The sequence below is a fragment of the Actinoplanes sp. NPDC051537 genome, from assembly GCF_055586105.1.
The window spans coordinates 96150-109527 of record NZ_JBVJIU010000028.1; the positions used below are offsets into that span (position 1 = coordinate 96150).

General features: G+C 73.2%; 12 protein-coding genes. 9 read left to right on the forward strand and 3 right to left on the reverse strand.

Translation table 11 applies throughout. From position 1 onward, the window contains the following. Nucleotides 1-212: 212 nt before the first annotated feature. The 4 genes from ACZ6TB_RS45180 to ACZ6TB_RS45195 all read left to right on the forward strand — a co-directional run bounded on the left by ACZ6TB_RS45180 (nucleotide 213) and on the right by ACZ6TB_RS45195 (nucleotide 3195). On the forward strand, nucleotides 213-494 hold the full coding sequence (locus ACZ6TB_RS45180; RefSeq protein ID WP_465566858.1) for an ArsR/SmtB family transcription factor: 282 nt from the start codon (nucleotides 213-215) through the stop codon (nucleotides 492-494). After that, nucleotides 491-850, forward strand: coding sequence for a VOC family protein (locus ACZ6TB_RS45185; RefSeq protein WP_465566861.1), 360 nt, complete (start codon nucleotides 491-493; stop codon nucleotides 848-850). Before ACZ6TB_RS45180 ends, ACZ6TB_RS45185 begins: the two co-directional genes overlap by 4 nt. A 63-nt stretch (nucleotides 851-913) precedes the next feature. Then, nucleotides 914-1774, forward strand: a complete 861-nt coding sequence (locus ACZ6TB_RS45190) for a hypothetical protein (RefSeq protein WP_465566863.1) — start codon at nucleotides 914-916, stop codon at nucleotides 1772-1774. Next, nucleotides 1771-3195: a hypothetical protein gene (locus ACZ6TB_RS45195; protein WP_465566866.1), complete on the forward strand. Its 1425-nt coding sequence runs from the start codon at nucleotides 1771-1773 to the stop codon at nucleotides 3193-3195. Before ACZ6TB_RS45190 ends, ACZ6TB_RS45195 begins: the two co-directional genes overlap by 4 nt. A gap of 4 nt (nucleotides 3196-3199) precedes the next feature. On the opposite strand, the gene ACZ6TB_RS45200 is transcribed toward ACZ6TB_RS45195, so the two are convergent. Together ACZ6TB_RS45200 and ACZ6TB_RS45205 are read right to left on the reverse strand one after the other, a co-directional pair. After that, on the reverse strand, nucleotides 3200-4318 hold the full coding sequence (locus tag ACZ6TB_RS45200; protein WP_465566869.1) for a glycosyltransferase: 1119 nt from the start codon (nucleotides 4316-4318) through the stop codon (nucleotides 3200-3202). Beyond that, nucleotides 4308-5480: a glycosyltransferase family 2 protein gene (locus ACZ6TB_RS45205; RefSeq protein ID WP_465566871.1), complete on the reverse strand. Its 1173-nt coding sequence runs from the start codon at nucleotides 5478-5480 to the stop codon at nucleotides 4308-4310. The genes ACZ6TB_RS45200 and ACZ6TB_RS45205 overlap by 11 nt, the downstream gene beginning before the upstream one ends. Nucleotides 5481-5693: 213 nt before the next feature. Here ACZ6TB_RS45205 and ACZ6TB_RS45210 point away from each other — a divergent pair, with 213 nt between their 5' ends. The 4 genes from ACZ6TB_RS45210 (at nucleotide 5694) to ACZ6TB_RS45225 (ending at nucleotide 10195) form a co-directional block, all read left to right on the forward strand. Beyond that, entirely contained in the window at nucleotides 5694-6854 is a 1161-nt protein-coding gene (locus tag ACZ6TB_RS45210; RefSeq protein WP_465566874.1) for an LCP family protein, read from the forward strand. A gap of 54 nt (nucleotides 6855-6908) precedes the next feature. Then, nucleotides 6909-8351 (forward strand): GGDEF domain-containing protein, encoded by a 1443-nt coding sequence (locus ACZ6TB_RS45215; protein WP_465566877.1) that lies wholly within the window; start codon nucleotides 6909-6911, stop codon nucleotides 8349-8351. 69 nt (nucleotides 8352-8420) lie between these two features. Then, nucleotides 8421-9269, forward strand: coding sequence for an MEDS domain-containing protein (locus ACZ6TB_RS45220; RefSeq protein WP_465566880.1), 849 nt, complete (start codon nucleotides 8421-8423; stop codon nucleotides 9267-9269). Beyond that, nucleotides 9266-10195, forward strand: a complete 930-nt coding sequence (locus tag ACZ6TB_RS45225) for an anti-sigma factor RsbA family regulatory protein (RefSeq protein ID WP_465566883.1) — start codon at nucleotides 9266-9268, stop codon at nucleotides 10193-10195. The genes ACZ6TB_RS45220 and ACZ6TB_RS45225 overlap by 4 nt, the downstream gene beginning before the upstream one ends. An 895-nt stretch (nucleotides 10196-11090) precedes the next feature. Here the strand turns inward: ACZ6TB_RS45225 and ACZ6TB_RS45230 are convergent. Beyond that, on the reverse strand, nucleotides 11091-12260 hold the full coding sequence (locus ACZ6TB_RS45230; RefSeq protein WP_465566885.1) for an MFS transporter: 1170 nt from the start codon (nucleotides 12258-12260) through the stop codon (nucleotides 11091-11093). A gap of 53 nt (nucleotides 12261-12313) precedes the next feature. Here ACZ6TB_RS45230 and ACZ6TB_RS45235 point away from each other — a divergent pair, with 53 nt between their 5' ends. Then, on the forward strand, nucleotides 12314-13102 hold the full coding sequence (locus ACZ6TB_RS45235) for an AraC family transcriptional regulator (protein ID WP_465566888.1): 789 nt from the start codon (nucleotides 12314-12316) through the stop codon (nucleotides 13100-13102). Nucleotides 13103-13378: the final 276 nt, after the last annotated feature.

The window sequence follows — 13378 nt, forward strand, 5'->3', positions numbered from 1 at the left end:
AGGGACTCCTCGGATACGCGACGGCAGCACGCCATGGCGTCGATGCGATACGCGACGGCAACGCGCCGTGGCGTCGATGAAAAGAAAACTTGGCCGGGTCAGCGACTCTCGGCCGGGGGACCGGCGGGGGCGTGAACGCCAGCATCCGCGGTCCTGCTGCGGCGAACTGTAGCACACTGGAAAACATGTAAGCTCTAGCTTACACTTTCGCGGTGACCGACCTCAGCTCGACGCTCGCCGCGCTGGCCGACCCGTCGCGGCGCGCGCTGCTCCAGCGGCTCGCGCACGGCCCGGCGACCAGCGGGCAGCTGGCCGAGCTGCTGCCGATCAGCCGGCCCGCCACCTCGCAGCACCTGCGCGTGCTCGCCGAAGCCGGGCTGATGGCCACCACGGTGCGCGGGCGCCAGCACTGGCACACCCTGTCGACGTCGCCGCTGGCCGAGATCGAGCACTGGATCCGCACCATCCATTCCTACGAAAGGGGCCTCGCGTGAGCCGGCCGGTCAGTTACCTGGAGATTCACTCGCCCGATCTCGCGGCGAGCGCGGGCTTCTTCGCCGAGGTGTTCGGCTGGGAGACGCAGCCGTTCGCGGCCCCCGACTACCTGGTGGCGCCGCACGGCGACGCGCCCGGCGTCGACACCGGGCTGCTGGCGTCGCGGGACGGGCAGCCGCGGTCGGTGCCGGTGATCCGGGTGCCCGATCTCGGCGCGGTGCTCGACGCGGCGGCGAAGAACGGCGGTACCGTCGTGGTGCCGCCGTTCGCGATCGGCGGGGTCGGGCGGGGGGCGTACGTCACGGATCCGGCCGGGGTTCTGATCGGTGTGCACATGTACGATCCCGGGGCCTGATTCCGTCACCCCGGGGACATCTTCCGTTGGCTCGGGCGACGCTTGCCCGGTGTGGGATGGGCCGTGCATCACGCCAACCACTACTACGGGCATTCGCACGTCCTGGCGCGCTACTGCGGACTCGACGACGCCGGCCCGCCCCGCCTGAACGGCTACCTCCAGCACGGGTGGAACATCGGGGACGGCCTCGCCCCCGACCACGAGTTCGTGCCCGGGGTGCCGAGCTTCCTGTGGTCCGAGCGCACCCGGCGGCGCGCCTGGGCCCTGGGGCGCCGGCAGCTCTACGTCGTGGGCGCTCCCTACGCGTACCTCCTCTCGATGGAACCGATCGATGCGGGCGCGCCCCGCGAGGGCACCATCTGGTACCCGTTCCACGGCTGGGAGGGTCAGCAGGTCCTCGGCGACCACGACCGGCTGATGGCCGAGATCCGCGAGGTCGAGACCGGCCCCGTCACCGTCTGCCTGTACTGGCAGGAGTTCCGCGACCCGCGGCTGCGGGCGCGCTACGAGCGGGCCGGCTTCCGGGTCATCTGCCACGGCTTCCGCGGCGGCTGGTGGAAGGACCTCGAGCCCGGCTTCCTCTACCGGCAGCTCGCCGAGCAGCGCCGGCACCGGCGGATCGCCTCGAACCGGCTGTGCAGCGCGATCTTCTACGGCTCACTGGCCGGCTGCGAGCCTGCCGTCTACGGCGACCCGATGCAGCTGGAGGGCGAGTCGCCGGCGTTCGGCGGCCAGGCCCGCATCCGCAGCGAGTGGGCCGCGCTGCACGGCGCCCACGTCGACGCCGGGGTGGCCCGCGCGATCGCCGTCGACGAGCTGGGCGCCGACCGCCTGCTTCCCCCCGCCGAGCTGCGCCGCCTGCTCGGCTGGCCGATGCCCGCGAGCGTCGCCGGCGCCGAGCTGACCGGAGTGCTGACCCGATGACCGTCCAGCCGATCGGCGGCGAGATGCTGCACTGGTCCGACCTCGACGGGACGCACGGCCCCGCCCCGGCGCTGGTCGCCCTGCCGGTGCCGCTCGCCGGCCGCATCCTCGTCGCCGGCCCGCACGACCCGGCGCTGATCTCGGCGCTCCCGCCCGGCGACCTGACCCTGCTGGTACGCGGCGCCGCCGACGCCGCGTCCCTGGCGGCGCGCTTTCCCCGGGCCGCGGTGCTGTGCGGCAGCCTCGCGAAGCTGTCGTCGGCGCCGGCGTTCGACACCGTCGTCGCCCTCGACGGCCTGGACCGGCTCGGCTCGCCCGAGACCGACGACCTGACCTGGGACGAGACGCTGGGCCGCCTGCTCGCCGTCCTGCGCCCCGGCGGCCGCCTGCTGCTGGCCGTGGAGAACCTGTTCGGCCTGCACCGCCTGCTGGCCCTGCCGCCGTCCCCGTCCGACGCCGAGTGGGCCGGGCCCGACGACTCGTGGCCGGTGTCGCCGGCCGCGCTGCACCGCCGCCTGGCCACCGCCGGGGTGCCGGTCGTCCGTTCGTATGCGGCTTATCCGGCGCCGCGCACGCCGTCCGTTCTGCTCGGCGCCGAGGTCCTCGCCGACCCCGCCCTGAGCGGCTTCCTGTCGGCGACGCTGACAGCTGCCGCGCACCCGGCGCCGTCATTGCTGGCCGACCCGGCGCGGCTGGTGACCGGGGCGCTCCGCCACGAGCTCGCGGCCTCGCTGGCCCCCTCCTGGATCCTGCTCGCCGGCGACCTCCCGGCCGGTCCCGCCGCCCTGATCGGGTCCGGCGCTGTCACCCGCGACACCGGCGGCCGGTGGGTGCGGGATGAGAGCCCGCTCCCGCTCGGTCGCACCCTCGAGGACCTGGTCATCGCGGCGAGCCGGCGGCGCGCGCTGCCCGCCGTGCGCGAGCTGCTCGGCGCCTGGCAGCGCGGCCCGTTCGCCGGCGTCGCCGCCGCGCAGGTCGTGGTGGACGCCGACGGGAACCACCACGGCCTCGCCCCGGCGTCGTCACCGGTCGAGGCCCTGCGCCGGCTGGCCGCCACGCTGATCGGGGCCGGCCTCACGCACCTGTGGCCGTCGCCCGCCGACGAGGCCGAGCTGACGGCGCTGCTGGCCGGGATGACCGGCCGCGAGCTCGACCCGCACGACGTCCCCGCGGGCGAACCCGCCGTCTCGGGCACGGTCCGCGAGCTGACCATGGCCCGCGACCGCCTCGAACAGGAACTGGCCGACGCCCGGGCCAGGCACGAGTTCTACGAGCGCCAGATCGCCTACCGCGACGACGAGCTCAAGCGGGTCCGGAAGATCAACGCCGTCCTCTCCGCGACCACGCCCGGCAAGGCGGTGCTCGGCGGCCTCAAGGCGGGGCGCCGGGCCTTCTGGGCCGTCACCCGCCGACGACCGTAAGTGATCAGCGGGCCGGGTGCGCGGCGACGACCTCGTCGTAGATCTGCTCGAGCCGGGCGGTCTGGGTGACGACGTCGAACCTGGCCAGCATCAGGGCGCGGCCCCGACGGCCCAGGCGGTCGCGCAGATCCTCGTCGGCCAGGAGGCGGGACAGGCCGGCGGCCAAGGCCGGCCGGTCGCCCTCGGGGGAGAGCAGGCCGGTCTCGCCGTCGGTCACCGCCTCGGGGATGCCGCTGTGGTGGGTGCCGGCGACCGGCAGGCCCAGCGCGGCGGCCTCCATGACGGTGGTGGGCAGGCCCTCGGTGTCGCCGTCCTTGGCGGTCCGCGACGGCGCGGCGAAAACGCGGGTGGCCAGCAGGATCTCGCGTACCTCCGCCGGGGTCTGCTGGCCGGGGAAGGTCGCGTCCACGCCGAGCTCTCGCGCGTACGCCCGCATGCCGGCGAGCAACGGCCCGGCGCCGATGAAGACGGCGCGGGGGCGGGACGGCAGCGTGGCGAGGGCGGCCAGCAGGTCGTCGGCGCCCTTCTTCTCGACGAAGCGGCCGACGAAGGCGACGTCCCACTGCTTCGGGCGGGCGGGCACGTCGGCGGGGATCGGGACGCCCATGTAGTGCACCCGCACCTTGTCCGGGTCGGCGCCCCAGCCGATCGCCTTGGACCGGATCACCTCGGAGACGGCGATGACGACGGCGGCCCGCTCGAAGACCGTGCGCAGGTTGCGGCGGTAGCGGACGCCGTGCGCGCCGGCGCTGGCCGGCTGGCGGGTCACGTCGTGGCCGTGCGCGGTGACGATCAGGGGGATGCCCAGGCGTTTCGCCTCGCCGCTGACCAGCCAGCCGTCGCCGCCGAAGTGGGCGTGCACGAGCCGGGGCGCGACGTCTGCGAGAAGCCGCCGCAGGCGCGGCGAGCTGCCGGTCAGGCGCAGGCGGAGGAAGGCGTTGCGGTCGGTCCGGTTCGGGTACGCGATGAGATCGCTGTCGCGGGAGACGGCCGATTCGACCTTGGTCGCCCCGACGTAGACCGGCCGCCACCGGCTCAGCGCGTCGCCCTGGTTGCGCACGAAGGTCTCGGAGCCGCCGAGCATGGCGCTACGCCACACGGCCACGAGCGGCTCAGTGGACATCGGCTGATTTATCGGAAATGTCTGGCGAGGTGGCGCGGATCGATGACGTGGCCGCCGAGGTGCCGGTGGTGGCGGCGGTGCCATTGGTGACGGCGGCGCCGTGGGTGGCGGCGGAGCGGGTGGTGGTGCCGTGGGTGGCGGCCGTGCCGGTGGGGGCGGTGCCGTTGATGGCGGTGCCGGTGGGGGCGGTGCCGTCGGTGGTGGCGGCCTCGGTGGGCGGGGCCCCGGCGGTGCGGCGGCCGACGATCAGGTCGCGGAGGCGGGCTCGCACGGTGGGCGGCAGCGTCCAGATCTGGAGGAACGTCACGTAGTCGATGACGCCGGGCCGGCCGTGGGTGCGGGCCTCGGACAGCAGCTCGCGGAAGACCTTGCCGCTGCGGGTGGGTGCGGCCATCGAGCTCAGCACACTCATCGTGAACGCAGCGTACGCCCGCCGGGTGAACAGGTCGCGACTGCCGCGCAGCCAGGCGAGCTGCTCCTCCCACGGGTTCGCCAGGCTGATCCGCTCCCGATCCTCGTCCTGGTGCCACAGCACGAGCGCGTCGTCGGCGTACAGGAGCTCGACGTCCTTCTCGCGCACCGCCCGGAGCGCCCAGTCGAGTTCCTGCTGGCGGCGCAGGCCGACGGTGAACGGGACCCGGCGGAGCAAGGCGGTGGGCGCCATGATCGTCGAGGTCTGGATGAAGCCGTCGCCGTAGAAGAGGCCGCGCCGGAGGGTGAAGTACTCGCTGAGGGGCTCGCCGGGGGCCGGGAGCCGGCGCGGCATCACCGTGTCGGCGCGCGGGGTGCGGCTGATCATGCGGGTGGCGACGACCGGGGACGGGCGGGTGGCGGTGGCCGCCAGTCGCAGCTGGGCCTCGATCTTCTCCGGCAGCCACTCGTCGTCGTCGTCGAGCAGGGCGGTCCAGCGACCCCGGGCCTCGGCCGCCCCGGCGTTGCGGGCGTTCGGCGCGCCGCCCTGCTCGGGCAGCTCGATCACGCGCAGGCGCTCGTCGCCGATGGCGGCCAGCGCGCCGGCCGACACCCCGTCGGGGCCGTCGACGACCACGATCACCTCGAGCGCGGCGTGCGTCTGGGCGAGCACGCTGCGGACGGCCCGGGCGGCCAGCTCCGGGCGGTTGCGCGTCGGGATCACGACGCTGACGTCCGGCCTTGTGGACATGGGGTGACCTGCTAACGCGAGGGGATTGCGGGCCTGCCGCACAGTAGGTGCGGGAGGCGGACGGGGGGTTAACACCGCGCTGCGAACGGACGAATGCCCCCGGTCTCAGGATCTTGACAGCGAAAACTCCGGGATTTCTCACGTCCCCGGAGCAATCTCATAGGCCGCGACATCCGTCTTATATGTGGACGACGTCGCGAATAGGAGCCGATCTTGAAGAGAAACGCCGCAGCCCGGCGCCGCCGGCGCAGCCCGATGTGGGCGCGCTGGTGCATCACCCTCGGCGCGTTGCTGACGATCGTCGGCGGCGGGTCGGTGGTGGCCATCCAGGCGACGGTCGGCGCGGCGACCCGGTCGGTCGCCCAGCAGAGCCTGATCGGCTCGGCCGGTGACGCGACCAAGCACGTGACGATCACCGGCGCCAAGAACATCCTGCTGGTCGGCATCGACGCACGGAAGGACGCGCTGCCCACGGCGGGCACCCGCTCCGACTCGATCATCCTGTTGCACGTCGAGGCCGATCACCAGGCCGGCTACATGATCTCGCTGCCCCGCGACAGCTACGTGCCGATCCCGGCGTACGACAACGGGAAGCAGAAGTACGAGGGCGGGAAAAACAAGATCAACGCCGCCTTCTTCTTCGGCAGCCGGGGCCTGACCGGCTCCGCCGCGCTGTCGCACGGGTTCGAGCTGCTCTCGCTGACGATCAAGGAGCTGACCGGCATCACGCCCGACGCCGGCGCGATCATCGACTTCGAGGGCTTCAAGAACGTGGTGAACGTGCTGGGCAAGGTCTGCATGTACGTGGACGAGGACACCACCTCGATCCATGTCGGCACCAACGACAAGACCGGCAAGCCCGCGGCGCCGTACGTGATCAACAAGGACGGCACGCTCAAGCGCAAGATCCCCGGGGTGACGGCGAAGTTCTACGCCAAGGGCAACCACTGCTTCACGCCGGCCGAGGCGCTCGACTTCGTCCGCCAGCGCGACCTGCTCGCCAACAAGGACTTCGACTACGGCCGGCAGCGCCACCAGCAGCAGTTCTTCAAGGCGATCGTGAACCAGGCGGTGAAGGACGGCCTGTCGTCGCCGACCAAGCTGCCCGGGCTGATCAAGGCGATCGGCGCGACCATGACGGTCGACACCGGCGGCATCTCGCTCGAGGACTGGGTGTTCTCGATGAAGAGCATCCGCCCCGACGACCTGATCACGATCAAGACCAACGAGGGCAAGTTCAACCCGAGGTCGATCGCGGGCATCGGCGAGGTCGAGATCCTCAACAGCGACAGCATGCAACTGCTGCAGGCGGCCAAGGACGACTCGGTCGCCCAGTTCGCCGCCACCCACCCGACGTGGGTCGCGAGCACGTAAAAGTCGGGCCGGGGGAAATCGAAACTGGGGCGCCGGGGAGCCGATCTTCCCGGCATGTCCCGCCGCGCTTGGCTCTGGTGGCTCGGGCTGAGCGCCCCCGCGGCGGTCGGCTACCCGTTGCTGCGCGAGGGCTCGCTGGCCGCCGGCCTCTGCTTCGAGGGCGTCGGCGCCATCGCGTGCCTCGTCATGCTCGTGGCGATCATCCGGGTGCGGCCGCCGAACGCCCTCCGGTGGCACCTGCTGCTGGCCGGCAACGTGCTGTCGGTGGCGGGCGACGCGATCTACGACTACCTGCTCAATGTCGAGCACGTCGACGCGTACCCGAGCATCGCCGATGTCGTCTATCTCGGCTCCTACCCGCTGACCCTGGCCGGGCTCGTGATCCTGATCCGCGGCCGCACCCGGGGACGCGACCGGATCGGGCTGCTCGACGCCGCGATCCTCTCCACGGCGCTGGCGCTGCCGGTCTGGGTCTTCGTGATCCGGCCGCTCGCCGCCGCCGACCACGCGGGGCTCGGCGACCAGCTGGTGTCGCTGGCCTATCCGGTGCTCGACGTGCTGCTGATCGCCACGACGGCCCGGCTCGTGATGTCCCCGGGAACGCGGCGGCTGTCCCCGGCGTACGTGCTGATCGTTCTCGCCCAGGCGACCCGGCTGCCGGCCGACGTCCTCTACAGCGCCGCCGACCTCGGCAGCATCGACGTCACCTGGCTCGACGGCGGCTGGATCCTCACCTACCTGCTCACCACGGCGGCCGTCCTGCACCCCTCGGCGCTGCGCCCGGACGAGCCCGGACCGCGGCCCGACGCCGGCACCCTCTCCACGCCGCGGCTCACCGTCCTCGCCGGCGCCTCGCTGCTGGCGCCGGCCGTGCTCGCGATCCAGGGCCTGCACAACCCGGCGGCGATCGACTGGCGGGCCGTCGCGGTCGGCAGCGCGATCCTGTTCCTGCTGGTGGTGGCCCGGATGAAGCTGCTGCTGGACCGCGTGCACCGGCAGGCCCGGCAGCTCGCCTCGCTCGCGCACCTCGACGGGCTCACCGGCGTGCCGAACCGGCGGTCCTGGGACGAGGCCCTCGCGCGCGAGCTGACGCGGGCGCGGCGTTCCGGCGTACCCCTCGTGGTCGGTCTTCTTGATCTTGATTTCTTCAAGCGATTCAACGATGCGTACGGGCATCAGGCCGGCGACCTGCTGTTGAAGGAGGCCGCCGCGGCGTGGCGCGCGCAGCTGCGGGACCCCGACGTGCTGGCGCGCTACGGCGGCGAGGAGTTCGGCGTGGTGATCGCCGGCCAGGCCGCCGAGGAGGCGCTCGCCATCGTGTCCCGGCTGCGGCAGGCCACCCCGCGCGGGCAGACCTTCTCGGCCGGGCTCGCCGAATGGGACGGCCGGGAGACCGCCGACGAGCTGGTGGGCCGGGCCGACGCGGCGCTCTACGCGGCCAAAAAGTCGGGCCGCGATCGCGTGTTCCTGAGCAAGGATGTCACCCTCGCGGGGTAGCGCCGTCGCACAGGGTCATGGGTACCGTGTATCCGCACCCCCGCCACCCCTGCCATGAAGGGATCTGACGTGGGCGGGTTACCGCTCCTGGACCAGGTCGCCCTGGGCGACCACGTCTGCTGGACCGTCGACGACGACACCGCCCGGATGGCGGCGATCGCGGGCTTCGTACGCGCCGGCCTCCGCGCCCGGCATCGCGTCCTCTACTGCGGCGACGACCCCGAGCTGGTGCTCGCGGGCCTGGAACGGCACGGCGTCGGCACCCGCGCGGCGATCGACGAGGGACTGCTCGGGGCGTACACGGCCGAGGCGAGCTATCTGTCGGGCGGCGTCTTCGACCCGGTCGCGACCCTCGAGGCCTGGCGGGGCGAGGTCGACCGGGCGCGCGGCCAGGGCTGTCCGGGCATCCGGGTGATCGGCGACATGACCTGGGCCAGCCGGCGGGTGCCCGGCGCCGACCGGCTCGCGTGGTACGAGGCGCAGGTCAACACCGTGTTCACCGAAGGCTATGTGGCCGGCGTCTGCGCGTACGACCGCCGCCGTTTCGATCCTCTGCAGTTGCGCCGCCTCAGCTGGGCGCACTTCGGGGCCGCCACCACCTCGATTCCCTACGAGCCCGACTCGTCGCTCAGGGCGAAAAGGACGCGGCAGCCGTACGGGTTGAAGCTCTCCGGTGAGGTCGACCTGTCCAACCGCGACGCGTTGCGGGCCGTGATCGCGCACCTCTTCGACGAGGGCGACTGCGCCACGGTCGACGTCGCCGGGCTGACCTTCGCCGACATGGCCGCGGCCCGCATCCTGGTCGACGCCGGCACGCGCGGCCGCCTCCGGCTGGCCGGTTGCTCCCCACGCCTGCGCCGCCTGCTCGACTTCCACGGCGCGGACGGCGTGGCCGGCCTGACGGTGGTCGCCCGATGACCGTTTTCGACCATCCGGGCCTGCTCTACCACGACGCCGACGAGCTGCTGGCCACGACGGTCCCGTTCGTCCGCACCGCGATGGCGGCCGGCGACCCGGTGCTGGTCGCCCTCCCCGCCGACAACCTGGGCCTGGTGCGCGACGCCCTCGACGGCGACGACCGCGTCGAGTACGCCGACATCACCGCCACCGGCCGCAACCCGGCCCGGCTGCTGCCGCAGGTGCTGCTGCCGTTCGCCGACGCGCACCCCGGCACCCGCGTGACCGTCGTCGGCGAGCCGGTCTGGCCCGGCCGCACGCCGGTCGAGCGCTGCGCGTGCGCCGAACACGAGGCCCTGATCAACACCGCGTTCGAGGGCCGGCGGGCGTCGTTCCTGTGCCCGTACGACGCGGCCCGCCTGGACGACGAGGCGATAGCCGACGCCTGGCGGACGCACCCCGTGATGATCGACGCCGGGGAGCGGGTCCGCAGCGGCGACTACGACGACCCGGTGCGCACGGCGGGGACGGTCAACCGCCCGCTGCCACCGCCCCCGCCGGACGCGGCGGTCATCCGGTATTCGCGCCTGCCGGACCTGCCGGGGGTGCGGACGTTTGTGCGGCTGTATGCGCGAGCGTTGCTGCCGGGGGAGCGGGCGAGCGAGCTGGTGCTGGCGGTCCACGAGCTGGCGGCGAACACCATCAAGCACGCGGGAGGGCCGGGGGTGGTGACGGTGTGGACCGAAGGGGACGTGCTGGCGTGCCAAGTCGACGATGGCGGGCACATCGCTGATCCGCTCGCGGGGCGGGTGCCGCCGCCGCCCAGCAGCCCTAGCGGGCGGGGGCTGTTGATGGTCAATCAGTTGTGCGACCTGGTGCGGATGAGGACGGGGCCGGCGGGGACGACCATTCGGATGCACATGTCTCTGTCGGAAGGGGTTGCTTAGCAGAATTGGCGGGGTGCGTCGCGATTTCCACAGTGGCGGGTTGTCCACAGCGCGGCGGGATGGGTTGTGCGGGGCTGTGCTTTCTCCGGGACAATGTCCTGCGGGGGCTTCCCCCTTGGGAGGGCGGGCTCGTGGACTGGCTCCTGGGCGGATGACCTTGCGGGCGGGCGGGGCTTTTGCGGGCCTGCGGGCGGGCTTACGGGCTCATGACGACGCCGTGACCAGTGAGGCATGACTGCGGCGATCTCGCTCGCGGTTCTCGGGCGGTCGGGCTGGGCTGCTTTGGCACGGGCAATGACGGCTTGCCTTCGGTTCTGCCGTCGCGGTGGTGATTTGGGACGTTTGTACGTTTGGTTCGCGCTCGGCCAGTAGGCAATGATGAGTTTGTGCCTCCCACGCGCACGAACTCTTCATTGCTTACCGCGGTGACCGGCATGGCGCGGGGTGGGTGGGACTGGGGCCTCGTGGGGCGCCCGTGATCAGCGAGGTTCGGGTCGGCTGGGGCCCGGGTCAACGAGGCCCGACTCGACGCGGCCCGTTGCGCTCTCTGGGCAGTGGGCGGCGATGGCGCGGACGCTGATCGCACGGCGGCGATCGCAGGGCGGGCGATGGCAAAGGCAGCGATTGCACGGCGCCGATTGCACGGCGCCGATGGCACGGCGCCGATGGCACGGCGCCGATGGCACGGCGCCGATGGCACGGGCGGCGATGGCACGGGCGGCGATGGCACGGGATGCGATGGCCTGAGCCGCGTCTTCTTGCGGAGGGTGCGGCACTTTGCGGTCGTGCGCTTCCCGCGCGGCGGGGCAGGGCGGCCGATCAGCACCCCACGCCTTCCGCGGGAGCGTCGAAGAGCTCGGGCCGGCCGGCGACCCCCAACTCCTGGCCCCGCCGCTCAGGAGGCCGTCCGGCTGACCGCGGCCTCGGACGGCAATGGGGACTCGGCGGGATCGGTCAGCAGCAAGCCCAACCCCCAAGCGGCCAGCGGCACCGCGCACAGCACGGTGAACACGCCCTGCGGGCCGTGCTGCTGGGCCACCACGCCCAGGACGGGGGCGAACAAGCCGCCGATGCTGACGCCCAGGCCCAGGGTTACGCCGGCGGCGGTGCCGGGGCGGGACGGCAGATAGTCCTGGCCCAGCTTTACCAGCACGGCGAACGGGATGTTCAGGGCGACCCCGACCAGGGCCGCGCAGAGTAGCGGCAGGAACGGGCCGGAAGACAACCGCAAGGCGACCATCAGGGGTACGGCGGCGACGGCGCCCAGCTGGATGGTTCGGACCATGCCTGTGCGGTCGGCCAGGCGGCCGCCGGCCAGGGTGCCGAGGACGCCGCCGACCAGGAAGACCGCCAGCGCTGCCCCGGCCGTGCCTCGGCCGGCATGAAGGTGGCGGATCCAGTAGAGCTCGATGAACGTGTTGACGCCGAAGAACGCCGCCGAGCGCACCACCTCGATGCCGGTCAGGGCCAGGAACGGGCGCCACTGGTCGGGGCCCTCGCGGCGGCGTGCGGGGGCCGTGGTGAGGGTGCGCCGGTGGCGGCGCAGGAGGATCGCGGCTATCACCAGGGCGGGTGGCAGGAACAGCGCGGTGGCGGGCACGCCGAAGGCGACCAGGGCGGGCGTGGCCAGGACGGGCGCCAGGAAGAAGCCGACGCTGCCGCCGGCCGCGAAGATGCTCATCGCCGAGGCGCTGTCGCCGGCCGTCTCGCGGGCCGCCTTGCCGGCCGCGGGGTGGAACATGGCGACGCCCAGGCCGGAGAGCAGGATCAGCGCCCACACGGCGGGGTAGCCGAGGCCGCCGGCGGGGCCGGAGAGGCCCAGGCCGGCGCCGGCCAGGGCGACGCCGGCCGCGGCCATCCAGCCGAGGCGGCGGCGGTCGACCAGGATGCCGACGAACGGCTGCGGCACCGAGCTGCCGAGCGCAGCCGCGAGCGTGAGGCCGGAGGCGGCCACGTAGCTGTACCGGTGGTCGAGCACGAAGTACGGCAGCGTGGCGGGAACGAGCCCCTGATACAGATCGTCGACGGCGTGCGCCGTGCCCCACAGCCACATCCTCTTGGTCATGTGGTCAGCCTGACGTGGCGATCCGCGGCGGACTTCCGATAATCTGCCGAGTTATGCCGGTAGACCGCCTGCCGCTGGACGGGCCCACGATCCGGCCGCTCGCGCACCGTCAGCGCATCGAGTGGCACGACCACGCGGTGCACCAGCTCGCGTACCCGATCCGCGGTGTACTTCAGGTCTCCACCAGCCGCGGGACCTGGGTGGTGCCGCCGAACCGGGCGGTCTGGATCCCGGCCGGCGTCGCCCACGCGCACGAGGCGCACGGGCCGTCGGAGCTGCGGTCGCTGATCTTCGACGTGCCGGTCAACCCGCTGGCCGTCGACGTGCCGACGGTGCTGACGGTCGGTCCGCTGCTGCGCGAGGTGATTCGCACGCTCACCGAGTCGCCCGATCTCGGCGGGGACCATCGCCATCACCTCGAGCAGGTTGCGCTTCACCAACTCCGTACGGTGGAAGCCCTGTCGTTGTGTCTCCCGGCCCCGACCGATCCCCGCCTGGTCGCGCTCTGTGACCTGCTTTCCGGCGATCCGGCCGACCAGCGTTCGCTCGGCGAGCTGGGCCGCGTCGTGGGGGCGGCCGAGCGCACGTTGTCGAGGCTGTTCCGCGAGCAGACGGGCATCACGTTCCCGCAGTGGCGCGGCCAGCTGCGGCTGCACCACGCGCTGAAGCTGCTGGCCACCGGGCTGCCGGTGACGCGCGTGGCGGCGGATTGCGGCTACCGCAGCCCGAGCGCGTTCATCGAGGCGTTCCGGGCCGCGTACGGGACGACGCCGGGCCGGTACGGCGCGACCGGCCGGGACGCCGCGGCGCGTCCGACCGGGCCGGGGCGGGCACCCGCGTGACGTGACCGCCCCGGCCCGGCGGGTTACCGCTGCCGGTAGGCGCGGATCACCTCTTGGACGACCTGGCCGCCGGGCCGCCAGGTCGAGCTGTCGCGGGAAACCCCGCGCGGCGCGGGGGGGGGGGGGGGGGGGGGGGCGGAGGGGGGGGGGGGGGGGAGGGGGGGGGGGGGGGGAAGGGGGGGGGGGGGGGGGGGGGGGGGGAGGGGGGGGGGGGCGGGGGGGGGGGGGGGAGGGGGAACTGGCCGGGGTATGCTAACCGTGCTCTCGTCTGCCCGG

What these genes read in the sequence shown, in the direction of transcription:
- ACZ6TB_RS45200 (WP_465566869.1), bottom strand. Translation starts at nt 4,318, where the DNA reads ATGTCCACTGAGCCGCTCGTGGCCGTGTGGCGTAGCGCCATGCTCGGC.
- ACZ6TB_RS45195 (WP_465566866.1), top strand. Translation starts at nt 1,771, where the DNA reads ATGACCGTCCAGCCGATCGGCGGCGAGATGCTGCACTGGTCCGACCTC.
- ACZ6TB_RS45205 (WP_465566871.1), bottom strand. Translation starts at nt 5,480, where the DNA reads ATGTCCACAAGGCCGGACGTCAGCGTCGTGATCCCGACGCGCAACCGC.
- ACZ6TB_RS45225 (WP_465566883.1), top strand. Translation starts at nt 9,266, where the DNA reads ATGACCGTTTTCGACCATCCGGGCCTGCTCTACCACGACGCCGACGAG.
- ACZ6TB_RS45235 (WP_465566888.1), top strand. Translation starts at nt 12,314, where the DNA reads ATGCCGGTAGACCGCCTGCCGCTGGACGGGCCCACGATCCGGCCGCTC.
- ACZ6TB_RS45230 (WP_465566885.1), bottom strand. Translation starts at nt 12,260, where the DNA reads ATGACCAAGAGGATGTGGCTGTGGGGCACGGCGCACGCCGTCGACGAT.
- ACZ6TB_RS45215 (WP_465566877.1), top strand. Translation starts at nt 6,909, where the DNA reads ATGTCCCGCCGCGCTTGGCTCTGGTGGCTCGGGCTGAGCGCCCCCGCG.